This is a genomic window from Acetobacter sicerae, assembly GCF_011516765.1.
GTDB classification, from domain to species: Bacteria; Pseudomonadota; Alphaproteobacteria; order Acetobacterales; family Acetobacteraceae; genus Acetobacter; species Acetobacter sicerae.
The window spans coordinates 19,688-41,676 of the sequence record NZ_JAAABN010000009.1 but is presented as its reverse complement, the minus strand read 5'-3'; the positions used below and the strand labels follow the sequence as shown (position 1 = coordinate 41,676).

General features: G+C 63.3%; 36 protein-coding genes and 1 pseudogene. 6 read left to right on the top strand and 31 right to left on the bottom strand.

The annotated features are described in order from the left end of the window. Nucleotide 1: 1 nt before the first annotated feature. The 5 genes and pseudogenes from arsH to GVI59_RS11190 all read right to left on the bottom strand — a co-directional run bounded on the left by arsH (nt 2) and on the right by GVI59_RS11190 (nt 3,286). The gene (gene arsH / locus GVI59_RS11205; RefSeq protein ID WP_110912971.1) at nt 2–700 is read right to left on the bottom strand and encodes an arsenical resistance protein ArsH; all 699 of its coding nucleotides are present in this window, start codon (nt 698–700) and stop codon (nt 2–4) included. A gap of 23 nt (nt 701–723) precedes the next feature. Continuing rightward, nucleotides 724–2,019 (bottom strand): arsenic transporter, encoded by a 1,296-nt coding sequence (locus GVI59_RS11200; RefSeq protein ID WP_062497122.1) that lies wholly within the window; start codon nt 2,017–2,019, stop codon nt 724–726. Beyond that, nucleotides 2,019–2,456: an arsenate reductase (glutaredoxin) gene (gene arsC, locus GVI59_RS19045; protein ID WP_231100611.1), complete on the bottom strand. Its 438-nt coding sequence runs from the start codon at nt 2,454–2,456 to the stop codon at nt 2,019–2,021. The genes GVI59_RS11200 and arsC overlap by 1 nt, the downstream gene beginning before the upstream one ends. 141 nt (nt 2,457–2,597) lie before the next feature. Continuing rightward, nucleotides 2,598–2,936: pseudogene (locus GVI59_RS19040) on the bottom strand (arsenate reductase ArsC); the annotation flags it as partial. An 8-nt stretch (nt 2,937–2,944) separates the two neighbouring features. Further along, nucleotides 2,945–3,286: an ArsR/SmtB family transcription factor gene (locus tag GVI59_RS11190; RefSeq protein ID WP_062497124.1), complete on the bottom strand. Its 342-nt coding sequence runs from the start codon at nt 3,284–3,286 to the stop codon at nt 2,945–2,947. 256 nt (nt 3,287–3,542) lie between these two features. Here GVI59_RS11190 and GVI59_RS11185 point away from each other — a divergent pair, with 256 nt between their 5' ends. Continuing rightward, nucleotides 3,543–3,725, top strand: a complete 183-nt coding sequence (locus tag GVI59_RS11185; RefSeq protein ID WP_062497126.1) for a hypothetical protein — start codon at nt 3,543–3,545, stop codon at nt 3,723–3,725. Here the strand turns inward: GVI59_RS11185 and GVI59_RS11180 are convergent. Next, nucleotides 3,714–4,145, bottom strand: a complete 432-nt coding sequence (locus tag GVI59_RS11180; protein ID WP_062497128.1) for a MerR family transcriptional regulator — start codon at nt 4,143–4,145, stop codon at nt 3,714–3,716. The genes GVI59_RS11185 and GVI59_RS11180 overlap by 12 nt on opposite strands. A 69-nt stretch (nt 4,146–4,214) precedes the next feature. On the opposite strand from GVI59_RS11180, the gene GVI59_RS11175 reads away from it, so the two are divergent. Both GVI59_RS11175 and GVI59_RS11170 read left to right on the top strand, forming a co-directional pair. Further along, entirely contained in the window at nt 4,215–4,577 is a 363-nt protein-coding gene (locus tag GVI59_RS11175; protein WP_062497130.1) for a mercuric reductase, read from the top strand. Then, nucleotides 4,570–4,794: a GDCCVxC domain-containing (seleno)protein gene (locus GVI59_RS11170; RefSeq protein ID WP_081107315.1), complete on the top strand. Its 225-nt coding sequence runs from the start codon at nt 4,570–4,572 to the stop codon at nt 4,792–4,794. Before GVI59_RS11175 ends, GVI59_RS11170 begins: the two co-directional genes overlap by 8 nt. 71 nt (nt 4,795–4,865) lie before the next feature. Here the strand turns inward: GVI59_RS11170 and GVI59_RS11165 are convergent, their stop codons facing one another. The 17 genes from GVI59_RS11165 to GVI59_RS11085 all read right to left on the bottom strand — a co-directional run bounded on the left by GVI59_RS11165 (nt 4,866) and on the right by GVI59_RS11085 (nt 15,140). Further along, a complete protein-coding gene (locus GVI59_RS11165) occupies nt 4,866–5,006 on the bottom strand; it encodes a hypothetical protein (protein ID WP_155723214.1) in 141 nt (46 codons plus the stop codon). Between the two features lie 253 nt (nt 5,007–5,259). After that, complete coding sequence (locus GVI59_RS11160) at nt 5,260–6,999, bottom strand: relaxase/mobilization nuclease domain-containing protein (protein WP_010666219.1); 1,740 nt, start codon at nt 6,997–6,999, stop codon at nt 5,260–5,262. Nucleotides 7,000–7,293: 294 nt separating this feature from the next. Continuing rightward, nucleotides 7,294–7,965 (bottom strand): lytic transglycosylase domain-containing protein, encoded by a 672-nt coding sequence (locus tag GVI59_RS11155; protein WP_010666220.1) that lies wholly within the window; start codon nt 7,963–7,965, stop codon nt 7,294–7,296. Nucleotides 7,966–7,969: 4 nt separating this feature from the next. Then, nucleotides 7,970–8,308, bottom strand: coding sequence for a DUF736 domain-containing protein (locus GVI59_RS11150; protein ID WP_010666221.1), 339 nt, complete (start codon nt 8,306–8,308; stop codon nt 7,970–7,972). A gap of 1 nt (nt 8,309) precedes the next feature. Then, complete coding sequence (locus tag GVI59_RS11145; protein WP_010666222.1) at nt 8,310–8,867, bottom strand: S26 family signal peptidase; 558 nt, start codon at nt 8,865–8,867, stop codon at nt 8,310–8,312. Beyond that, complete coding sequence (locus GVI59_RS11140; protein ID WP_146893096.1) at nt 8,864–9,364, bottom strand: DUF2840 domain-containing protein; 501 nt, start codon at nt 9,362–9,364, stop codon at nt 8,864–8,866. Before GVI59_RS11140 ends, GVI59_RS11145 begins: the two co-directional genes overlap by 4 nt. Further along, a complete protein-coding gene (locus GVI59_RS11135; RefSeq protein WP_018308123.1) occupies nt 9,361–9,603 on the bottom strand; it encodes a ribbon-helix-helix protein in 243 nt (80 codons plus the stop codon). The genes GVI59_RS11140 and GVI59_RS11135 overlap by 4 nt, the downstream gene beginning before the upstream one ends. After that, nucleotides 9,600–10,343, bottom strand: a complete 744-nt coding sequence (locus GVI59_RS11130; RefSeq protein ID WP_018308124.1) for a DNA-methyltransferase — start codon at nt 10,341–10,343, stop codon at nt 9,600–9,602. The genes GVI59_RS11135 and GVI59_RS11130 overlap by 4 nt, the downstream gene beginning before the upstream one ends. Continuing rightward, nucleotides 10,340–10,978, bottom strand: a complete 639-nt coding sequence (gene parA, locus GVI59_RS11125) for a ParA family partition ATPase (RefSeq protein ID WP_018308125.1) — start codon at nt 10,976–10,978, stop codon at nt 10,340–10,342. The genes GVI59_RS11130 and parA overlap by 4 nt, the downstream gene beginning before the upstream one ends. Further along, nucleotides 10,975–12,066: a replication initiator protein A gene (locus tag GVI59_RS11120; protein WP_018308126.1), complete on the bottom strand. Its 1,092-nt coding sequence runs from the start codon at nt 12,064–12,066 to the stop codon at nt 10,975–10,977. The genes parA and GVI59_RS11120 overlap by 4 nt, the downstream gene beginning before the upstream one ends. Then, nucleotides 12,063–12,314, bottom strand: a complete 252-nt coding sequence (locus tag GVI59_RS11115) for a helix-turn-helix transcriptional regulator (protein WP_010668883.1) — start codon at nt 12,312–12,314, stop codon at nt 12,063–12,065. Before GVI59_RS11115 ends, GVI59_RS11120 begins: the two co-directional genes overlap by 4 nt. A 222-nt stretch (nt 12,315–12,536) precedes the next feature. Next, a complete protein-coding gene (locus GVI59_RS11110; protein WP_018308127.1) occupies nt 12,537–13,085 on the bottom strand; it encodes a DUF2285 domain-containing protein in 549 nt (182 codons plus the stop codon). Nucleotides 13,086–13,104: 19 nt separating this feature from the next. Then, nucleotides 13,105–13,323: a transcriptional regulator domain-containing protein gene (locus GVI59_RS11105; protein WP_010518331.1), complete on the bottom strand. Its 219-nt coding sequence runs from the start codon at nt 13,321–13,323 to the stop codon at nt 13,105–13,107. Nucleotides 13,324–13,461: 138 nt separating this feature from the next. Further along, nucleotides 13,462–13,725, bottom strand: coding sequence for a DNA -binding domain-containing protein (locus GVI59_RS11100; protein WP_010518332.1), 264 nt, complete (start codon nt 13,723–13,725; stop codon nt 13,462–13,464). Nucleotides 13,726–13,855: 130 nt separating this feature from the next. After that, nucleotides 13,856–14,140, bottom strand: coding sequence for a helix-turn-helix domain-containing protein (locus GVI59_RS11095; protein WP_018308128.1), 285 nt, complete (start codon nt 14,138–14,140; stop codon nt 13,856–13,858). A gap of 180 nt (nt 14,141–14,320) precedes the next feature. Further along, nucleotides 14,321–14,473 carry a hypothetical protein gene (locus tag GVI59_RS11090; protein WP_010518334.1) on the bottom strand — a complete coding sequence of 51 codons (153 nt, stop codon included), beginning with the start codon at nt 14,471–14,473 and terminating at the stop codon, nt 14,321–14,323. 340 nt (nt 14,474–14,813) lie between these two features. Continuing rightward, nucleotides 14,814–15,140, bottom strand: coding sequence for a DUF736 domain-containing protein (locus GVI59_RS11085; RefSeq protein ID WP_018308129.1), 327 nt, complete (start codon nt 15,138–15,140; stop codon nt 14,814–14,816). Here GVI59_RS11085 and GVI59_RS11080 point away from each other — a divergent pair. Further along, nucleotides 15,139–15,369 carry a hypothetical protein gene (locus GVI59_RS11080; protein WP_010517748.1) on the top strand — a complete coding sequence of 77 codons (231 nt, stop codon included), beginning with the start codon at nt 15,139–15,141 and terminating at the stop codon, nt 15,367–15,369. The genes GVI59_RS11085 and GVI59_RS11080 overlap by 2 nt on opposite strands. 1 nt (nt 15,370) lies before the next feature. Here the strand turns inward: GVI59_RS11080 and GVI59_RS11075 are convergent, their stop codons facing one another. From GVI59_RS11075 to GVI59_RS11065, 3 genes are all read right to left on the bottom strand, one after another. After that, complete coding sequence (locus GVI59_RS11075; RefSeq protein ID WP_173574328.1) at nt 15,371–15,562, bottom strand: hypothetical protein; 192 nt, start codon at nt 15,560–15,562, stop codon at nt 15,371–15,373. A 174-nt stretch (nt 15,563–15,736) separates the two neighbouring features. Next, nucleotides 15,737–16,177: a hypothetical protein gene (locus GVI59_RS11070; RefSeq protein ID WP_010517753.1), complete on the bottom strand. Its 441-nt coding sequence runs from the start codon at nt 16,175–16,177 to the stop codon at nt 15,737–15,739. Between the two features lie 116 nt (nt 16,178–16,293). After that, nucleotides 16,294–16,446, bottom strand: a complete 153-nt coding sequence (locus GVI59_RS11065) for a hypothetical protein (protein WP_010668868.1) — start codon at nt 16,444–16,446, stop codon at nt 16,294–16,296. Here GVI59_RS11065 and GVI59_RS11060 point away from each other — a divergent pair. Together GVI59_RS11060 and GVI59_RS11055 are read left to right on the top strand one after the other, a co-directional pair. After that, nucleotides 16,445–16,831: a type II toxin-antitoxin system RelE/ParE family toxin gene (locus tag GVI59_RS11060; protein ID WP_010517758.1), complete on the top strand. Its 387-nt coding sequence runs from the start codon at nt 16,445–16,447 to the stop codon at nt 16,829–16,831. The two genes, GVI59_RS11065 and GVI59_RS11060, sit on opposite strands and share 2 nt — an antisense overlap. Continuing rightward, complete coding sequence (locus GVI59_RS11055; RefSeq protein WP_018308131.1) at nt 16,809–17,138, top strand: helix-turn-helix domain-containing protein; 330 nt, start codon at nt 16,809–16,811, stop codon at nt 17,136–17,138. Before GVI59_RS11060 ends, GVI59_RS11055 begins: the two co-directional genes overlap by 23 nt. Before the next feature lie 30 nt (nt 17,139–17,168). Here the strand turns inward: GVI59_RS11055 and GVI59_RS11050 are convergent, their stop codons facing one another. From GVI59_RS11050 to GVI59_RS11030, 5 genes are all read right to left on the bottom strand, one after another. Then, entirely contained in the window at nt 17,169–18,098 is a 930-nt protein-coding gene (locus GVI59_RS11050; RefSeq protein ID WP_010517762.1) for a DUF2493 domain-containing protein, read from the bottom strand. Nucleotides 18,099–18,418: 320 nt separating this feature from the next. After that, on the bottom strand, nt 18,419–19,465 hold the full coding sequence (locus GVI59_RS11045; RefSeq protein ID WP_029604266.1) for a DUF7146 domain-containing protein: 1,047 nt from the start codon (nt 19,463–19,465) through the stop codon (nt 18,419–18,421). After that, nucleotides 19,452–19,892, bottom strand: coding sequence for a hypothetical protein (locus GVI59_RS11040; RefSeq protein WP_010517766.1), 441 nt, complete (start codon nt 19,890–19,892; stop codon nt 19,452–19,454). Before GVI59_RS11040 ends, GVI59_RS11045 begins: the two co-directional genes overlap by 14 nt. An 83-nt stretch (nt 19,893–19,975) precedes the next feature. Continuing rightward, nucleotides 19,976–21,178, bottom strand: a complete 1,203-nt coding sequence (locus GVI59_RS11035) for a hypothetical protein (protein WP_029604267.1) — start codon at nt 21,176–21,178, stop codon at nt 19,976–19,978. A gap of 352 nt (nt 21,179–21,530) precedes the next feature. Next, on the bottom strand, nt 21,531–21,929 hold the full coding sequence (locus GVI59_RS11030; RefSeq protein ID WP_003618791.1) for a MerR family transcriptional regulator: 399 nt from the start codon (nt 21,927–21,929) through the stop codon (nt 21,531–21,533). Nucleotides 21,930–21,989: the final 60 nt, after the last annotated feature.

Here is a 21,989-nt window from a genome sequence, read left to right as displayed (position 1 = left end):
CTCACAGACTTTCCGGGAGACGAAATTCCGCCTTGCGTTCACTGTAGCGATCCACGAGGTGGTCGGCCCGGTCGCGCAAAAGCCATGTGAACTTCACCAACTCTTCCATGACATCCACCATCCGGTCATAGAGGGGGGACGGCTTCATCCGGTCATCGTCACCGAACTGCGTATAGGCCATTGGCACGCTGGACTGGTTGGGGATGGTAAACATCCGCATCCACCGGCCCAGCACCCGCAGGGCATTGACGGAATTGAAGCTCTGCGATCCGCCCGAGACCTGCATGACCGCCAGCGTGCGGCCCTGCGTCGGGCGGATCGAGCCTTCGGTGAGGGGCAACCAGTCGATCTGGTTTTTGAATACTGCCGTCATGTTGCCGTGCCGTTCAGGGCTGCACCAGACCTGGCCTTCCGACCAGATTGAGAGGTCCCGCAGTTCCTGCACTTTCGGATGGGTCGCAGGCACGGAATCCGCTACCGGCAGGCCGGTCGGGTCGAACACCCGTGTCTCGGCCCCCAGCACCTTCAGGATGCGTTCTGCCTCAAGCACCAGCAACCGGCTGAAGGATCGGGGACGCAAAGAGCCGAAGAGCAGAAGGATACGCGGCGGATGGTCCACACGCGGTTGCGGTTCCAGCCGCGCGAGATCGACCCGTTCAAGATATTCGGGGTGGAGGGCCGGCAAGTCAGGTTCAGTCATTGTGATATCGGTCCATTCGTGCATTACAGGTGGCTGATCCAGGGCAGCCACAGGGCCAACGCCGCGAGCGTGACCAGCAGGACAGGCGGGGTGATCGCCAGTCCGACTTTCATATACTGCCCCCATGTGACCCGATGCTTCTTGGATGCCAGCACATGCAGCCATAGCAACGTGGCGAGACTGCCGATCGGGGTGAATTTGGGGCCGAGGTCACAGCCGATGACATTGGCATAGACCATCAGGTCGCGAGTCAGCGGTGTGATGTCGTGAGCCTGCTGGATCGCCAGCGCCCCCACCAGCACGCTCGGCATGTTGTTCATGACCGACGAGAGAAGGGCCGCCAGAAAGCCGGTGCCGATCGTGGCCGTGAATGTTCCCTGATGGCCGAGCCAGACCAGCGCGGTCGCGAGATAGTCAGTCAGCCCGGCATTGCGCAGGCCATACACCACCAGATACATGCCCAGCGAGAAGATCACGATCTGCCACGGCGCGCCGCGCAGCACTGTACGGACCGGAATGACGTGTCCCCGCCCGGCGACGATCAGGAGAGCCCCAGCCGCAAGACCTGCCACGATGCAGACTGGGATATGGAACGGGGCGGTCAGGAAATACGCGGCCAGGACCAGCGCCAGCAATGGGAACGCGGCGCGGAACACGGCATGATCCCGGATCGCCGTGGCCGGGGCGGGGAGTTCGGCCACGGGATAAGTCGCCGGTACCTGCCGCCGGTACCGCAGCCAAAGCACCGCCAGCGTCGCGCCCAGCGCCACCAGATCGACAGGGACCATGATCGCGGCATAGCGATCGAACGCAATGCCAAAGAAATTGGCGCTGACGATGTTCACCAGGTTGGAGATGACAAGCGGCAGGCTGGTGGTATCCGCGACGAAGCCAGTGGCGATAATAAAGGCCAGCGCCGCAGCAGGACTGAGGCGAAGCTGCGTGAGGATGGCGATGACAATGGGCGTGAGCAGCAAGGCCGCGCCGTCATTGGCGAACACAGCCGCAATGGCCGCTCCCAGCACCACGATCAGCGGGAATAGCGTCCGGCCTCGCCCCTTGCCCCAGCGCACGACGTGCAGGGCGGCCCAATGGAAGAACCCGGCCTCATCCAGCAACAGCGAGATGACGATCAGCGCGATAAAGGTGAAGGTCGCGTCCCAGACGATGTGCCAGACGACAGGAATGTCGTGCCAGTGGATCACGCCAGCCGCCAGGGCCACGGCGGCACCTGTCATGGCGCTCCAGCCGATGCCCAGCCCCCGAGGCTGCCAGATGACAAAAACCAGCGTGGCAACGAAAAGCAGAAGAGCCAGCATCAGGAGATCCGCTTTCCGGATTCATCGACGATCTTCTCGCCGTCCTCTTTGACGAAAGCGCCTCGCTGCGGGTTGGGCAGGATGTCCAGTACCGCCTCGGACGGACGGCAGAGCGCAACACCGAGCGGGGTGACGACGATCGGCCGGTTCATCAGGATTGGATGCGCCATCATGGCGTCGATCAGGTCGTCATCGGTCAGGGATGGATTGTCGAGGCCAAGCGCATCATAGGGCGTGCCCTTGCGCCGCAGGAGATCGCGAACCGAGATTCCCATGCGCGTGATGAGACTGACCAGTTCGGCGCGCGATGGCGGAGTTTTGAGGTATTCGATGATGGTCGGCTCGATCCCCGCATTGCGGATCAGGGCAAGTGTATTGCGCGATGTACCGCAATCCGGGTTGTGATAGATCGTAACGCCGGTTGTCTCGGTGCCAATGTCGCGCAATTTCGTCACCAGACTGGCAGTCTCAAGCTTGGCGATCGGCAACGCGACAAGCAGGGAAATACGATTCTTCAGACCCTTGAACGCCGAGACGAACGCGCGTTCCCGGTCGGCATCGGTTCCCGAAACACTACTCGGATCGGGAATGCCCCAATGGGCCGTGATGGGTTTTCCTGGCCATACCGGACAGACTTCTCCTGCGGCGTCATCGCAGACGGTAAAAACGAAATCCATAACGGGAGCGTTCGCAACAGCGAACTCATCCCAGGGCTTGGAACGCAGCCCCTCGGTCGGGTAGTCGAAGCTCGTCAGTACTTTCAAGGCGAGAGGATTGACCTGCCCCTTGGGATGGCTTCCGGCGGAGAAGACTCTGAAATGGCCGGCACCATCCTTGCGCAGGATGCTCTCGGCCAAGATTGAACGTGCGGAATTACCCGTACACAGAAACAAGACATTGAAGACGCGATCGGTCATTGGGGGGCTCACTCGGATGGGCAGCAGGAGGACAGTTCTGCAACCAGTGGCTCACAGAGTTCGGGGCTTCGCCCGCAGCAGTCCTTGACGAGAAACAGCATCAGTTCCCGCAGGCGCGGCAGGCAGGCACGATAGACAATCACACGGCTATGGCGCTGCGAGGTCAGCAGGCCAGCCCGCGTCAGGGTGGCGAGATGGGCCGAGATCGTGTTCTGCGGGACATTGAGATGCCGCGCGACGTCTCCGGCCGGCAGCCCGTCCGGTTCGTGGCGCACCAGCAGGCGGAAGATTTCCAGTCGCGTGGATTGCGACAGTGCGCTCAGGGCTGATAGGCTCGATTCGGTATCCATATATCCTTACTCACGGATATATGGAATATTGTCAAACCCCTTTCGCCCGATGGACCGTTCCTGTCGCCGGATTGCTCAGCGTCATTGCCGATTTCCGACTGGCTGCTTTCCCGACATCGGCCATTCATCATTCTCTATTCCACTGATGGCGGGCCGGCGGGACCGCGCATCACACGGACGCTCGACGATGCCGCCGTCAAGCTTGGGCCTTTGCCTGCCATGATCGCCGATCGGGTGCGTCGCTGCACCCGCCGCGTTGATCGGTGCGTCCAACGTTTTCGGGCTGGCCGTCGCTGCCGCGATCAGCCTGTTCGGCCTGGGCTCGGGCGCTGCGCTCGCGATCGTCGTGGGTGTGCTCGTCGAGGTCCCGGTTATGCTTTCGGTCGTTGGACTCGTGAAGCGCACGCGACTCTGGTATGAGGTGCGTTCAGCCGTCTGAGGGTGCGGCTGACGGGGTCACCTCGGCGAGGGTTTCGAGCAGCGGGCAGCCGCTATTGTCGCCGCGTTCGCAGGCCTGCACCGCCCTCGTCAGCACGCTCGCCATCCGTTCGAGGTCGGCAAGCTTCGAGCGCACTTCTGCCAGATGGTCCTTTGCCAGATCGTGCGCTTGCTGGCACGACTGCGCGCCACCCTCAGCCAGCGTCAAAAACGTCCGGATCGCCTCGATCGAGAAGCCGAGTTCACGGGCTCGGCGAACGAAGCTCAGACGGCGCACGTCGCCTGCACCGTAATGGCGATAACGCCCGCGTCGGATCGGGACAGGAAGCACGCCGATCCGCTCATAATAGCGGATCGTCTCGATGTTGCAGCCCGTTTGGCGTGAGAGTTCGCCGATCGGTATCGTTTCTGAAGCCGGCATGAAGATTCCGCTTGAGTCTGTAGTTGCTACAGATGGTATCGCTCGGTTCGGTCACGCACAAGGATTCGTATGTCGCAACCTCTTCAACCCCGCCCCAAGGGTATCGGTGCCGCCTCCCTCACACTCGGCGGGATTGCGGCGGCATTCGCCGTCGCCTCGTGTTGCGCGCTCCCGATCCTGCTCACGTCAGCCGGACTCGGCGTCGCCTGGCTTTCCGGCATCGCGGTCGCAACTGCGCCCTTCCGCACGCCGCTTCTGATCGTCGGCGCGCTGTTCCTCCTGTTCGGTGCGGTCTTGCTCGGGCGGCAGCAGGTTGCGGCATCGCGTTGCGGACCGGACGGTGTCTGCACGCCGCCGGCGGTCCGGATATTCACCTTTGCTGGCCTGCTGGTCGGCGTCGTGCTGCTCTATCTTGGCTACCGTTATGCCTGACGCCGCGATCGAACTGCGCTCCACGCTCACCTGTCCACATTGTGGGCATCAGGCGACCGAGACCATGCCGACCAATGCGTGCCAGTTCTTCTACGACTGCAAGGGTTGCGGTATGGTGCTCAAGCCCAAGCCGGGCGATTGCTGCGTATTTTGTTCCTATGGAACCGTGTCGTGTCCGCCGGTCCAGGCCGACGGCAAGGATAGCTGCTGCCGTTGATTGGCAAGCCACCGCAAATCAGCGGCGTAGCACCTCAACCGCAATCAGCTTGATCCTGGGCCACAACAACGTCAGCCAGCACCATCATCGCGGTCGCGATGCCCAAGCGGAGTTATTATCGCTGGATCGAGCGTGGCGTGCTCGACGGTTGTCTGGCGACCCTGATCGGGGAAGTGGCCCGCCACAGCGCGCTGCAAGCCCGGCTTCGTCACGCTGCTCCATTCCATTTCGCCCCTGCGGGTGCAGCCCGCCGCTTCTGCGGGCCTCTCGGCTCGCTCTCGTCGCCCACCCCCGCCTCGCGGGAGGTTCATGGGGCTTTTTGGGCAGGGCCGGTGGCAGCGATGATTTTTTCTTCCGACCGCCGTTTGGGACTGGACTGTCAGGATATGTCGCCAGCAACTTCCTGTCCCTCGGCGCGTCTATCTTCAATCCAGGGGAATTTAACTGTCCTTATCGCTACGACGACTACAGTCCGAGCCCCCGGTTCCGGGTGAAGCTCCAGTCGATCCCGCCATCGTCGCGTGCGACGCCGGAGACGTGCTGGCCCCGCTGCTTCTCCAGCGACGGAGTCCATGGTACAAGCTGGAACTGGAGCCCATCATCGATCATCGCATAGCGGCCGGAGGCCAACGTCATGCGTTGACGATACGTGCCGGTGACATACTCACCCGAGGCCGACTGGCTGAACGCCCGGCCTGTCTCGCCGGCGAGCTGCTCTCCGACTTCCCGGACCTCGCGGTCCCTGAGTTTCCCGATCAGGTTGCGCGCAAGGACCACCCCCTGCGTCCGACGTTCGGCAAGACCCTGCTCAATCAGTTGCTCGGTCCGCCGCTCCATCGCCTCGCGCACTTCGGCACCGAAGCCACTCTGGCCTAGCGCCGCGGGATCGCGCGCCACTGCTTGCCGGTCGAGCCAGGTGGCCCCTCGCGCCGTCACCTGATCCTCAATCGACAGGTCAGAACGAACAGCCAGAGCAACGCGACGCTGCCCTTTCCTGTCATCGAAGGCGCGAAGCTCCACAACCGATCCCATGCTGCCATCACCGGTCGCATCGAGATCGGGAAAGCGGATATGATGCGTGCGGCCATCCACCCCGTCGATGACGGCGTAGGCAGTGCCTTTCAGTTCATCGTCCAGCCCGCGATCGACCAGCCTGCCGATGACGGGAACATCAAGGCTTTCACCCCCCAGCACATAGCTCGACGCGCTCCGCTCGATGCCGCGCTCGGTCAGGGAGCGGTGGATACGCTTGATGATGTCGCCGCGCTCCCCGAGTTCGCGGAGCGTCACCTCGGCGGATTCATCCAGCATCCATTGTCCCTGACCGACCTGATGGGCGAGGCCAAGCCCTTCCAGGCTGCGCAGGCGCCCGACCTTCAGGGCCTCGAACGGATCAGGCTGCCGATCCGGCGCTGGCGCCATGTCGATGATGCCGTTGCGGCCCGCGTCGCGGGCAAGTTGCCGGTCAAGCTGGGTCCAGTGCTCGGCATCGACCTGGCGTTCGAGTGCGCGGTGAATTTCGACGTCATTGCGCGGCCCGAGTTCCTGCGTCACCAGATCCTGGGCGCGGGCGCGCAGGCCCTCGCGGATGTAATCGCGGGAGATCACGAGATCGCTGCCATCTTCGGCCACGCCGCGCACGAGGATATGGACATGGGGGTGCTGGGTGTTCCAGTGGTCCACCCCCACCCAGTCCAGTTTTGTGCCGAGGTCTTTCTCCATCTGCCCGACCAGCTCGCGGGCATAGCCCTTGAGGTCGGCCATGTCGGGCGCGTCCTCGGGTGAGACGATGAAACGGAAATGGTGACGGTCGTCCTCGCAGCGCTCGGCGAACGCCTTCGGGTCAGCATCGTCGATGCCAGGACCGAAGAGCCGCGCCTTTTCGCCGTCCTTCGTGACCCCTTCCCGGCGCAGGTAACGCAGATGGGCGGCGAGTGGCGCCTTGCGCCCGCTGTGGCGCACGACACGGGCCTTGACGGTCACGCGGCGGGCACGGCTGGTCAGCAGACGATTGGCCCTGGCTGCTGCGACGCGGCCACGCCCGAAGGACGAGCGGGAACCGCCGCCGCTGCGGCCCGATCGGAACCCACCGCCTCCGGCACGCTGGGCCGAGGCGAGGGCCTGGGCGACGAAGGGCTTGAGCCGCTGGGCGCGCGGCGAGCGGATGCGGCCCAGACGGGGCTGGAAATCATTCTCGCGGGCCATTGGCGCCCCGAATGTGCGAAAAAGGCCGGTGCAACAAGGAAAAGTAGGGTCGGAAAACATTGGAGGAGAGAGAGAAACATTGTGTAGGAAAGGTAAAAACGCTGGAAAACCAACACCCCAACCGAGGCGCAATGTGCGCCCTTTTATCTCGCCTCTTCTTTGCCCAGACCCAGTGCGCCCCCTGATCCCTGCTACGATCCCTCATGAGAAACGCTGGACCACGCCAGACCACGATGATGCGCTGACCTGCGACCGGCTGCGAATGGGCGGTAAGCAGAGGCGGATTCGGCATGGTCATGGTGCCGGCTCCCTGTCAGAAACCGTCACGAACAGGCCAGCGGAGTGCGGTGCAATAGGCGACAGATCGCGTGCGGTGATGTTGGCAGACGCATCGTTCGCGAGTGCGATAAAGATCGGCGCGCGCCTCCATGCCAGGGGATCGGGATGCACCGCCAGAAGCGGTATTGTGTCACCGTTCTGGCCGAGAAGAGGCAGAAGACCGGCGACATAGGCGAGTGTTTCGGGCGGCAACGGGCGATGCCGATCGCGGAAGTCCTCGTAGCGTCCCGGTCCGGCATTATAGGCTGCGAGAAATCCCGGTGAGCCGTAGCGATCGTGCATCTCGCGCAGGTACGCAGCACCCGCGAGAATGTTGTCATGCACATCGAATGGATCACTTCCCAGCCCGTAACGGACACGCAGGTTGGCCCAGGTCGTGGGCATGATCTGCATGAGTCCGACCGCGCCTTTTGACGAAATCGCGCTGGTGTCGCCGCCGCTCTCAGCACGCATCACCGCCCTTATCCAGGCGGTCGGAACGTCGAAACGGCGGACTGCTTCAGCGATCTGGGCAGCAAAAGGATCGGTGCCGGCGAGTGTCGAAACCGACGCAGCCCGTGTCTGGTCGGCAGCAGCCAATACGCCGATCGCGGTGATGCCGACAGCGAGGAAGAAGGCGCGTCGCATCGTCTCAATCTCCCCGTTCGGCGCGCTTTGACGGGCGCGTCCAGTTCAGCACCCAGACCGCGCGGTCGTCGGCGGTGCGGAAGAGATTGGCCCGGATCGGCTGCGTGAAGGCGGGATCGTCGAGGGCTACGGCGATGTATTCACCAGCCCTCTCGCCGGTGCGTTTCCAGCCTGCGCCGACCTCCGGGCCGTCCGCGTCGGTGAGATGGACGCGATAATCCGGAGCATGTTCGGCATCAGAAAAATCGGCCGGAATGAGGATAAGATCCTGCGTCACGGTGAGGGTGCGGATGCGCCCGGCAAAGCCGGTTTTGGTGCGGGTGAAAAGACCGATCTGTGCCATCTTATTGTCCTTTCGAGGATGGATTGGAGGATGAGGCGACGGCCTGGCCGCTCCCGGATGGACGCCAGACCGGGGTGGCACGGCCGATGACGGTGGAGAGGGACAGCACGCCGAAATATCGACCGTCGAGACTGCGTGGTTCGGCCGGGTTCATGACGAAGACCTGGCCGGGATCGAGGTGTTGGCAGCCCTGCCAGACGGGCAGCGGGCGGCCACGGTGATCGACGGATTGCGCGTCGCCAGCGAATTTTCCGTCGATGGTGATGCGTTGTCCGGTACGGCAAACGGACTGCCCTGCGATGGCCGCTACAGGTTTGAGCAGGGGCACACCGAGAGGGAGGTAGCCGCGCGTCGCCAGCAGCGTCGCCGCGCGCTCGGGCAGACGGACAGCGACCAGATCGCCGACATGCGGCGAAAGGTCCGTGTGCAGCCGATAAAGTCCGATTGGCACGCTCGCCGTCTCATTCCAGATCAGCCGGGGCATAGGATGCACGGCCAGTGAAATGCCCACGCCGAGCACCGCGAAATAGGTGGCGAAGAACCAGCCACGCCGGGTCATGACGTCACCTGCCGTCGCTTGAGCCATGCTGACTGCTGCTCACGCGTGTAGCTGCGGGGCTCATGTCCGGCACTGATGCGATGGTGGAGATGCCGCCAGTATTCGGGTGCGGCATCCGCCGGGTCGATGCCCAGCGCGTCAATAACGTCGATCGCCCGGAGTACGCGCTCGACCCTCGGCCAGCTATCGACACGCAGCAGGATTTCGCCACCGGGACGCACAAACGGGAGGGTCTGGAACGGGCTTCCTGCCTCCACCGCCCGTACGATGTCCACGCGGGAGACCGTGGCTCCCAGATCGTTCGACGCCCAGCGAACGAAGGCGAAGATGCTGCCCGGCGCGAAACTGGAAATGCGGCGGCGACCATCAAGGATCTGTTCGTCAACGCGGTGGCCGAAGCGCAACCAGTGCTCGATACGCTTCTCGATCCAGGTCAGTTCGACATGGGTCAGCGACGCCGCGCGGCGATGCGGCGGCGTAGAAAATCGTCCGTTCATGGCACGTCTCCGGGATTGTCAGGGAACTCACGGGCGAGCAGCGCGCGCAGCATGTCGGCGACGGTCATGCCGCGCTGGAACGCCGCGACCTTGATGCGGGCGCGCAGCGCCGGCGTGACGTCGATGGTCAGCCGGGCGGTGAAGTGGTTGGCAGCCGCAGGCTTGTCCGGCGCCTTGACCCAGCGTTCCGGGTCGGCGGGGCGCGACGCGAAGCCGGGTAGCGTGCGACGCTCTGTCATGGCGATATTCCCTCGCCGAGCGGCAGCACGGACGCGATACGGTCGCGCGCTTTCTGCGCCATGACAGGATCGATCTCGCAGCCGACATAGCGCCGACCGGCGAGCCGACAGGCGACGCCAGCAGCCCCCGAGCCGGCGAACCAGTCGCCCACCAGGCCACCCGGTGGGCAGCTCGTGCGGATCAGGATCTCCAGCAACGCCACCGGCTTCTCGGTCGGGTGGATGGCCCGGCCATGCGTATTACGGACCGGAATCACGGAGCGCATCAGGCGCGGGCCACCGTCCTCGCTGACGTAACGACCGGCATCGATCCGACCCATGTGGGGCGGCCGGTGTTTCCGTCGTACCGTGCGTGCCCGTGCGTCGGACGTGGTCGGAACCACGTTGTAGACGGCGCGCCAGGGCGTATCGTCGCGATAGAACTGGACGATCAGTTCATGCACGCGCCGGAACCGATCGGCATGGAAGCTGGAACCGTTCTGCTTCTCCCAGACCAGTTCCTGGGCATATTTCCAGCCCGCATTCCGAAATGCCGCGTTGGATGCAAGGAAACTCCGCAGGGAGCCGAAAACCCAGAGCGAGCCGCTGGGTTTCAGGGCAGCGAGCGCCTTGCCGGGCCAATCCGCTATGCGCCGGTCCCATGCGAGCGACGTATCGCCATAGGGGGGATCGACCAGGATCATGTCGTAGGGGCCGTGCCAGGGCATCAGGAGCGCGCTGTCGCCGGTCAGCAGGGTCATGACACCAGCCCCCCAATCTCGGCTGTCAGTGCGGCGATTTCGCGGGCGGCAATCCCCTGCGGGCGCAAGTCGCAGACCAAGCGGCCGGTGCGCGCCATGTCGGCGAACGCGACCCGCTGGCCGATCCGCGCTGCCAGCGCCGCCGGCTCATGCCCCACCAGCGCCAGCCGGGTTTCGCGGGCGATCACCGTGCGCGCGGCGCAGCGGTTCAGCACGAAACGGGCCAGCAGACCGGGACGGAAGAGCCGCGCTTCCGCCAGCAGCCGCAGCATTTCGGCCGAGGCCCAGCCGTCGAACGGCGAAGGCTGCACCGGGATCAGCACCAGATCGGCCGCCAGCAGGGCGGAGCGCAGCAGCGCCGCCACCCGAGGCGGACCGTCGATGACGACGTGATCCACCCCCTGAGCCAGTTCCGGCGCCTCGTGATGCAGCGTGTCGCGCGCCAGGCCGATCACGCCGAACAGGCGGGGCAGTCCCTCCCGTGCGCGCTGCGCCGACCAGTCCAGCGCCGAGCCCTGCGGGTCGGCATCGATGACCGTCACGCGCCGGCCTTCCCGAGCCCATTGGCCCGCGAGATGCAGCGCCAGCGTCGTCTTGCCGACGCCGCCCTTCTGGTTGAGGAGGGCCACGATCATGGCCCGTCTCCGCGTGCTTTTGGGCCGGAAACGGAGGGACCAGGGCCGTTATCCGCAAGGCGGCCCGCCCCATCAACATAAGAGTTAGATTCTAAGTTAGATAAGTTAAGGGCCGGAATCGCCGTTTCAGGCCAAAGACTTAGCTGCGATTCGTGCGTGCGAAGTCCCGATAGTCCTGCGTGTGATGTCCCGATAAGGGTTGCGTGTGAAATCCCGATACCATTCACATGGTTATCCACAGGAATTGTGGATAAGTCGGCCGGCAGGATGCGGAGCAATTCGCGCGCGCCGTCGCGCTCGATGCCCAGGCGATAGCCGGGCAACGACTGGCGGGCGGCGATATGCCGGATCTGGATGGCGAAATCCGAGACACGCACCAGGCTGCCGGATTTCGCATGCAGATGGGCGATCTCGAAGGTCCAGCCCGCACGCTGGCGGCCAGCATGCTTGCGGGCGATGCGATAGAGCCAGCGTTCGATGCCGCCGGTGAGGCGGAAATAGGCCGGGTCGATGGCAAGCACGAGCGAGCGGTCGATCACGCCGCGATAGAACCATTCGGGAATGACGATCTCGACACCAGCGGCGCGGCCCGTCTGGCTGGCACAGATCTCCCATTCGGTGATCCAGGAGAACTGCTGACGGCGCCAGTTCTGGCCGTTGCGGATCGTAGTGGCGACCACGGTGGACTGGAGCCGGGTCAGTGCCGCCTTGAGTAGCCCATAATCCCGCGCTCCCGTCTGACGCCCGATACTGCTCAGAAGCTGATAGGGCGTGAAGCGCAGGAAGCGCGATGTCGTAAGACCAAGATTTTCCGCCTCGACGATCTGGCTGGCGGCCCAGATCAGCACATCGGCGTCCCAGATCGTCGCCATGCCATGGTCGGGCATGCCGAAGACTTCGACACGGACGTCACCGGCTTCATAGAAGATCGGCACCGTGCGCTTTGTCTTCGCGAGCGAGAAGAACGGTCGCTCCATCAGGTCGCGCTGATCGCGCGGGCTGGCATCCCCGCCGGAGACCACGAACGGGTCGAGCCTGTTGCGTTCGCTTGCGCGCCTGGAACGCGGAATACCCGGCGCGGCATTCATCGTGGGTCATGCCCGGCGGCACGCGCCGCGTCATAATTCGGGTCGGAGGTGGATTTGCACGCACCGGCGGCTGCCCATACGTCGAGGTCATCGATCAGATAGACGACGCGACCACCAAGCTTGCGGAACGTCGGTCCTGTACCGTGGCAGCGATATTTTTCCAGTGTGCGCGGCGAAAGTCCGAGAATTTGCGCAGCCTCATGGGTGCGCAGATAGCGCGCCGGTGAGGGCGTGGGTCTGTTGAGCATGATATGCCTCCGTCCGGTTTTGAAGCGTCGCGGCGAAGTCGCGGCGGATCGGGATGACGGTGGCGAAGAAAGCAGGCGTTGGGGGTGGACGAAGATTTTTCAGACTCAGTGTCCACCTTCGGCGGACCATGACGCGCGCAAGAGTTACCGTGCGCAGCCGGGCGCAGGCCAGCGTCGAAAAAATGGAGGGAAACAGCGCAGGAGAGCGAAAAACGGCTGATGCTATTTGCCGTGTAAGAAATCCAGGTAACCGCCGTTTACCCGGTTCTCTGCGTCCTGAATCAGGCGATCCGCAAAGCGCCGCGCCGCAGTGTTCTTCCACTCGATGGAAGGTAAAATCGCCTGCCATGAACGGCCGGCGGCTATGGCGACCTCACGTGGGCCGCCACCAATTTCCTGAATGTCGAAGGCGATCAGAAGCTGAATCTGCCGCGCACGCTGGAGCGGCGTGAGCTGGAGCGCGCGTGGAAGCAGGGCAACGCGGCTGCCACGCAGATGCCGGAAAAAGCGCAACGCCACGTCGAGACGAAGCTCGCCGGCAGCGTCCAGCGGCAGCAGCACGGCGGGGCGTTGCAAGGCCGAAGGGTCCAGAAGCCGAAGAAAGAGATCGCCAACCGCGTCGCCGATCGTAAGCCACCCGCCATCCGCATCGTCGTGACGGGCCAGGATATTCCCCAGCATGGCGGGTTCGATCGGGGTCACCGTCGCGAAACCCGAGGGTGCCGGCGTGAGAATCAGCGTGGCCGGGGAGACCTCGGGCCTCCAGACCATGCGGCCGCGGCGGGCGGGTTCATCGGGAGCATGGACAAAAGCCCAACCCCCAGCGTTCGGCGAACGCCGCGCGCTCTGCGGCGGCGTCCGTTGCCCGGCGGGCGATGCGTCGTTGCAGGCGGGCATACTCGCGACGGTACGTCGCGTTGCGGCGCAGGAACTCGACGGCGAAACCGGAACGGTCCAGAGTGCTGATACGGTCGCGTATTTCCTGTGAACGCCAGAAGGATGTCGGCATGGTGACCTCCCTGTCTGGCCCCTCATACGGCAAGGGGGCAGCCTCAATTAGCCGGATCGGAACCGCGAGCGCATAGACCCTGATTTTCTATTGGGGAGAGTGCCGTGGGGGACCAGCGCGTGGGCCGGCGAAGCCCGGCTATTGCAGGCGCGGCTCCAGCAAATGCCGGTAGCCGGCTTTGGTCATCCAGCGCGCCCGTGCAAGATGGTTGTCGTAAACAGCCCTGGCGCGCACGGGTTCACAGACAGGATCGATTTTGAACAGCACCGCAACGACTTCGCGCCAGTCGGCACCTTCCTCGTCGGCGATCAGGAGGCGGAGATAAAGGTCGAGATGCTGCTCGTCATAGGCGTTCACACGCGCCGTCAGAGGCGGGTGATCCTGGAAGGATGGGTGGGTCATGACGATCCCTCGTGATAGCGCTGTTGGATCGGTTCGATAACAAATTCGTGGAATGACGACCGTTCGACGGTTCCGCGCTGACGCAAAAAACAACGCGGGGCCGAGTGGGAAGGCTGCGCGGCCAGGCCGATCAGGACGGCGCGCGTCTGCGACGGCCCGCATCCTGTCGCGTCTGTGGATCGGAAGTCTCGTGAAGAAACATGACACCACGCCCTTGCCCGGACTCGATGAACAGGATGCCCGCTGCTTCCAGCGCGCGGCGGACCTGGTCGATCGTGCCCTCATGGACACCAAGGCCACGCTCGGATTCAAGGCGCTTGAGCGCGGTCAATGCTACGAGGGCTTTTTCAGCGAGCCGTTCCTGTGTCCAGTTCAGGAGTGCCCGTGCCGCCCTTACCTGTCGGCCAGTGATCATCCATGATCACATCCGACATGCAGGGCATGCACACCAGAAATACGACTATAATAGTCGTATAATGGAGATTCAATATCGTTCTTTCAGTTGGATAGTGAGGAAACACCGGCGTCCTGCTTCTGATAGGACCGTCAGTGGGGTCCGCCGTCGGTACGGGCGACCAGACGAAAAGACCCCCGCTTACGCGGAGGCCTCCCCGTCGTGGCATTTTGCTGCGAATTGCGCGCATACCTGGTTCAGTTCACGCTCGATTTTGGCCCGCTCACGACGGCTGAGGTGAAAGCTGGTCAGTTCGGCGCGCAGCATCTGGATCTGGTCGTGTAGCGTGGTCATCGTCCTGCTCCTTTCGTTTTTCGAAGACAGGCCGTCGCCTCATGCGCGCGTGAATCGGGTCAAGGATCGCCGCAGGCGACCGCCCCAGCGGCGCGCGGGGGAGCCGATTTTGTCTGGTGTGCCCGTAGGGTGCGCCGGGCAAAATTGGGGGGACCGCGCGTCCTTGAGGCGGTTCACGCCGGGCATGGTACAATGGGAAGGCTGAGGGAAGCCCTGTTCCCCTTTCTTGCCCACACATTGGCAGATTGGGCGCGGCGCGACTGGTGCGCCCACCCGCCGGTTCGCGATCGGTCATGCGAAGGCCCCACCCGGACCGGCCGGGCGGGGGATCGCTGGCACCTCAGTCGCCGTTGCGGCGGCCGTTGGGGCGGGACCAGATCAGGCTGTAGCCCTCGCCGTCCTCGTCATCGAAGAGGTTGGCGAAGATCGGGGCGTTGAAGCTCGGATCGTCGAGCTTGAGGCTCAGATAGTCGCGCCCCTCGTTGGAGCGCCGGGACCAGGCCGCTCCGATCTCGACCCGGCCGACGAAGACGCGGTGGCTGGGGGCATTTTCGTTCAGGCGCGTGGTCTCGGGGGCGATGCGGACGTTGGGGGTCTGGAGCGAGAGGGTGACGATCTCGCCGTTATATCCGTTGCCGACTTTCTTGAAGGTGCCGATGGTAGCCATGATACTGCTCCGTGATCTCTGTTACCGAGCCCGCACCATTGCGGCCTCGATGGCGATCGGACAGACGGAGGCGAGCGGCGGCGCATCCCGTAGGGACCGAAGCGCAGCGGAGGACGGCGGGACGGAATTTTCTTGTTTCGCGAGGAATGACGGCGCAGCCGTCAGGGGAAGAAAATTATGGACCGCTGTTGCGCCATGGCCGATCGAGGCGCAGCCGACCTTCGGCTAGATCAGCCATCTTGAGAGGCGGCATGCGTGCGCGGCCCGACAGAGCACACATCACGGAGACTATGGCCACCCGCGCCCCACGCAAGTGTCGGCCAGGAAGGGGAAGGCATCGTCATGCCCTGCTTCCGACCCTGCACACGCCCCGTTCCGGGACTGCGTTTCGCACGGACACGCCCTGCCTTCCGGGATTCCACCGGCCGATGCTGACAGGAAGCGCTGGACGTCCACGCTCCAGGGAAAGAGCACCTTCAGCCAATATGCTGCAATCAGGGCCTCATCGATCGCTCCTGCCATACCCTCCTGACAGCGAGGCGGCCAGATGCGAAAGCCCCCGATCCTGTCCTGCCTCGCCGGTTGCCAGAGCGGTGTCAGACCCGCGCGATATTGCCGCCGGACGGTCCGGGTGGGGCCACGGTTGTAAAGCGGATGAAAGCGGTGACGCCCACCGCGATCGCGCCGATGATGGAGAAAAAGAGCTGCCACGCCGGAGACGGCATCAGCATCTGGGCGATCCCATGTGTCGTGCTGTAGCCCATGATAATGGCGGGCACCGTATAGAGCAGGACGATCAGCAGCTTGAGCCACATCCACGGCACCAAGGCGAAGGCGACCTGGCCAATAACGAAGGTTGCAGCGCCCGCGACGAAACCGACGATGATCCCGCCGACAACACCAGCACCCGCACCATACGCCCAGAACCCGGCCATCAGACCCATGGCGCAGGGCAGGGCGAAGACTGCCACGGTAAAGAACAACCAGCACAGGAAGCCAATGCCGGCGACGAGCAGGAAGGGAGCAAGGATGAACATGGCGGCGGTCTCCGTGCAACCGACAATGTCGGACGGTCGCGCCTGCCACCACCACCACGGCGCAACCCGCATTATAGCGCAGATGATACGGTGACCGGAACGAAAATCCGCGCGGCTTACGTCCCGCCGGTGACGATATCATCGAAATCTATCGCTGGTATGCGGACGTTGCGGTCAATCAGGTCGAGCGTTATTGCCTTCCCCCGTGATCCGGTGGCGTTGCGAAGAACCTTGCGATCCATAGCACCTGGTGCTACATAGGAGGTCATGACCAATGCCGAGCCATCCCAGCGGGCATTCAAGACCGCCTGGTTCGCCAGGGCGGCCCGGAAAGCTCGCATCAAAGACGATGAACTCTGCAAAGCGATCCGGGAGGTCATGAAGGGTCAGGCCGTCGATCTGGGTGGTGGTGTCTTCAAGAAGCGCCTGAACAAGAACCTGCATCGCAGCATTATTCTTGCGAAAGGCGGTCGATACTGGATCTACGCCTATCTGTTCGCGAAGAAGGACCGGGACAATATCGATAGCGATGAACTGGAAGACTTCCGGACCCTCGCCAAAGCCTATGCCGTGCTGACCGGGGAACAGGTCGAACGGCTTTTGAAGGATCGAGACCTGACGGAGATATGCCATGGCGATGAAGAGAAAAAATAGCTTCCGGAGCGACATTTCCGAGGCCATTCATTCCGGGGCGGTAATGCTGCACAAGGTCGGCGCGCTCGACAAGGCGACGATGCGTGATTTTGACACGCGCCATCTGGTGGTGCCCCCTGCGATCGAGCCGATCGAGATCAAGCGTCTCCGCGAGGCGAACAATGTCAGCCAGCCGGTCTTCGCGCGGTATCTGAACACGAGCGAAAGCACGGTCGAGAAGTGGGAGAGCGGCGCCAAACGGCCGAGCGGGATGGCGCTCAAGCTGTTGAGCGTCATTCAGAAGCACGGTCTTGAGGTTCTTGCCTGAGACGCTGGCTTGCGGGGAAGGAGAGAGCGCTCACGCGCCGCCTCCGAACCGCAGGACCGGGATACCGAGCCGCTTTGCCTTGTCGGCCAGATTTTCCTGGATGCCTGAACCGGGGAAGACGATGACGCCGATCGGCATAGTGTCGAGCAGCGCATCGTTACGACGGAAGGGCGCCGCCTTGGCATGCCTGGTCCAGTCCGGCTTGAAGGCGATCTGCACGATATCGCGGTGATCGGCCCAACGTGAGGCAATGAACTCAGCACCTTTGGGCGAGCCACCGTGGAGCAGCACCATGTCGGGATGCTTGGCCCGCACCTTATCCAGCCGGTCCCAGATCAGGATATGGTCGTCGAAGTCCAGGCCCCCGGTCACGACCACCTTGGGGCCGGGCGGGACCAGCAACTCGCCCTCGGCGCGGCGTCGGGCGTTGAGGAAATCGCGGCTGTCGATCATGGAGGCCGTCATGGTGCGACGTGACACCAGCGAGCCGGCCTTCGGACGCCACGCGCTCAGGGTCAGGCGCTCGAACTGCTCCTGCGCCTCGTCGCGGAAGATCTCGTAGGCGTTGCGGCGCTCGATCAGGGTCAGCCCTTCGGCGATCAGCCGCTCCAGTTCCACCGAGCGGATCTCGCTGCCATCCTGTTCCTGCTGGCTCCGTTTCTGCGCCTGCTCGTTGCGGTCAAGCTCACGCTCAACCTGGCCGACCATGCGGTGGAAGATGTTCACGGTGGACCAGAGCAATGCTTCGAGATCGGCTTCCAGCCGTGTGTCGGTCAGCGTCGCAGCGATGGCGTCGAAGATGTCGGCCACAGCACCCCCGATGCGCTGCGCTTCGGGTAGCGGCCTGGGGTCCGGCTCGTCCGCGAAGGGACGGTAGCCATACATCTGGAGTTCGGTCAGCACATGCGCGGTGGATGAAGCGGCGTGCGGCGGTTCGAAATCGTCGGTCATGCGGGTCATGAGGCTGTCCTCCCAGGTCTCCGGCTGCGCCCTTCGCGGCCTTTCCGGGGGCGGACAGCGGCAGACCAGGGACGGGCCGGAACCGCGCGCTGGCGCGCGGCCGCAGCACAGCGAAGGATGGCAGGGGGCCGGCTATTTTGCCTCGCGATGTAAAGCGCCCCCACAGGGCGCGACGGAAAATAGCCGGCTCACGCCATTGAAGGCCCGGCCCGGCTGACGCCCGCTCCCCACTTGAAAGGCCGGGGCGCGGACCTGCCGGACGGGAGGCAGGACAGGCCCGCCGACAGAAGACGGCCCCCCCACTCCTCTTTCCGGCCCGCTCAGGTATCGGCGGCCTCCAGAAAGCGTGCCACGTCCGCTGGCGCGAGTTGCGGATGCAGGATCGCCCGCAGCGCGCCGCGTCCCAGCGCACGGAGATCATCATTGAAATCGCCCAGCCGTGGCGACAGGCCGATCAGTTCGATCCCGGCGTCACCCGCGCGGGCGTGCAGCGTCGCCAGCGCCTGATCCCCGGCCGGATCGTCGTCGCGCAGGACGTAGAGACGGCGTAGCAGCGGCGGAAAGATCAGGGCAGCGAGATGTGCCGAAGACAGGCAGGCGGCCAATGGCAGATCGGGCAGAACCTGCCGCAGCGAAAGCACCGTCTCGATGCCTTCCCCGGCGGCGAGCACGTCGGATGCCACCCCGAAGCGCACGGCATGACCGAGCAGCCCGCCCAAGGCACGGCGCGGATGGTCGACCGGTGCCTTGCCACGGCCGTCCGCCGCCAGCCAGGTGCGATGCACACCGGTCAGAGTGCCGTCGAGGTCGGTGACAGCGGCGATCATGGCGGGCCAGGTCTCGGTCAGACCGTCCTCGTCCGGGCGGTAAAAGCAACGCGGATGGAAGCGCAGGGCTTCGGTTCCGTGCAAAAGCGTAATGTCGCGTCTACGGAGATACGCGTCTACGGATGTGCCTATGATCGGCCCGGACATGGCCCAGAGCCGTCGTGCCGCTTCGGAAGAACTGGCGGAAGCACGCTCACGGGCAGGTCGGTCCTGTGACGGCGGCACTGGGTCAGGATGCGGCAGGCTGAGGAAGGCGCGTGCCTCGTCGGCCACGTCGCGGAAATCCACCAGGCCGAGGCTTTCGCGGATCACGTCGAGCAGGTCGCCATGCTCACCCGACTGAGCGTCCGTCCATTTTCCCGCCCTGCCGTTGGCGGTGTCGTGGAGCCGGACGAACAGCGACTGGCCGGGCGTATTGCGCACGTCACCGACCAGCCAGTAATTGCCGTGACGGCGACCGGCGGACAGATACTGCCGGCACACCGCCTCCGCGTTCTCCGCCAGCCGACGGGCGAGATCGCCTGCATCATGCAAGGTCATCGCCCTGCCCTCCTGTGTCGGGATTGCCTCCGTCCAGGGCGATCGCCAGCCAGCGATCGGTGGTCATCCATGAAATCGTTTTGCGCCTGCCAAGGTCAAGCAGATGCGCACCGCCGCTGAAGGCGCCTATCCGGGGACGTGAGGCCGTATTGGCCCACTGGAATCCCCATCGGCCCCGCAACCGGAATATTCGCGCACAGCGTAGCACGAATTCCACCACCTGATGCGGATCTCCGATCGTCTCATCGTGCATCCAGAGTTTCGTGCCGCCATATTCGGGCACGATCGATAGGACAAAACCGTCAGAGGGTGGATCTTCCGCCGCCAGTTCGTCCATGAACGCATTGTAGAGGTCGAGCGCCTTTGCGGCATTGTCCACTGTGCCCACATCGAGAACGCAGGAAAAATGCGTGAAGAAATCAGCCATCGGAAAAACTCCCGAAACGAAAAAGCCCGGCGCAGTGGCCGGGCTCGTAAAAACGTCTTTACGGAAAAGCGTGCAGTCGTCTTTCAGGACGCACGCTCCATCAGCCTGCGGGCCTTCTCCTCCAGATCCAGCCGCGTGTCCTGATTGGCCTTTGTCCGCGCCAGCGCCGTGATCCCCTGCACGAAATCGAACACGCTCTCCGGCTTGCGCCCTTCCTCATGCAGCACGGTTTCGATGATCTTCGTTGTCTCTGGCTTCGAGAACCCGCGACGACGCAGGAAACTTTCGCGGTCCTCGTCGGTTTTCGCCACCAGCGCCTTGCGCGAGGCCTGAATGCCCGAGACGAACGAGGCCGGGCTGGCTGTGGCGAAGTTCCGTAGCGCCGGTGTCGCCTGATGCACGAAGCGTGAGGCTGCAAACTTGCTATGCCGGATCGTGATCTGTTCGAAATTTTCGACGCCCCACAACATACGATTTTGACACACTCCGCGCAGGTAGAATGACGCAATGCCGAGGCTCTTGCTGCCGACTTCTGAATTCCATGCATAGAAACCCCGGAAATAGAGATCGGGCTCACCATTGGGCAGGCGTCCCGCCTCAATCGGGTGTGTATCGTCGACGAGAAACAGGAACACATCGCGATCCGATGCGTAGAGCGTCGTGGTTTCCTTCGTAATGTCCACATAGGGGTTATGGGTCATGGTGGCCCAGTCGATCACACCGGGCACCTTCCAGTTGGTATCGCCGGTGCCATCACCGGCGATCTTGCGCACCGCGCCCACCAGTTCATGGTCCCAGATACGACCGTAATCGGGACCAGTTAAAGCACGCAGTTCGACGCGCCCGTCCTCGGTTTCCAGCGTCTTGACCAGTTCGGCCCGGTGCGACAGCAACCCGTGCTGCAGGTTGATTGCCGCCAGCGGAGCCGGAAGATTGCGCAGGTACGACGAGGGGGCACCAACCAGGCTGCACATCTGGCCAAAGGACCAGTGTGTGGGAGCAATCGGGTCATTCTGCCCCGGCACGGTCAGGGTCAGGCGCTCGGCATTGTCGCGGCTCGCCTCCACTCGGATGGCGCGGCTTTCTACCGTGCGGGCCGTAGCCCGATCCGCACGCGCCAGCGTGGCGGCATGCAGCTCGGACAGCGAGAGATACCGCTCATCATCGGGGCGCGAGAACCATTCGGACGAGACGCGGGCACTACGCTTCCCGCGCGAAGGATCGATCCGGAAGCCGCCGGACGCCGCACCACGGAACGCAGGGGGCAGGATGGTGGTTGTAGTCATGGAAAACTCTCCTCTGATGCCGGTTATTCGGCACAGAAGGCGAAGCCACCCTCTTCCTCTGATCACCACTTCCCACGCGGGATCCCATCCAACCGCAGAAACACCTGGCCCCTCATTCCGGAACACGGCGTCCCCGTCACCTACCGGAAATCACGACTGCAATGGGGGGGAAGCCGAATGTCTGCTTCAGAACTGGCCTGATCATAAACTGCCACCATGGGAGCACGTATAGTCCTTGAATTTTCCATGAGGATTTTTCAGATTCTGACACGTGAGGATGAGGCCGTATAACTATTTCGGGTAATCTTCCGTCAAATGCAGAATCGACTGGCTGCGAAAAAAGTCAGGAGAACTAATTATCAAACGGAGAAAGTGCTTCAATAATTCGGCATTCTGAAATATTACCTCCCCCGCATGATTCTATCATCGTAGAAAGTTCATGGCGCAATGCGATGAGATCCGCAATTTTGCGCTCAATTTCTGCCATATGGTCACGAGCAATTCTATCAACTGTCTTACAATCCTGGGTTCCCTGATCCGTTAGGGATAATAGAGCTCTTACCTGGTCTAATGAAAAACCCAGATCCCGAGATCGACGAATAAAAGACAGTCTCGCGAGTGCCTCATCATCATAAGTGCGATAATTGCCATCGGTCCGCTGTGGCGGAGCCAGAAGACCGATCCGTTCGTAATAGCGGATCGTCTCGACTTTGGTATTCGTCGCCTTCCCCAAGGCACCAATCGATCGCATTCCCTGCCTCTTGACCCTGTAGTTGCTACAGGGAGCATACATTAAAACAGATGATTCGTC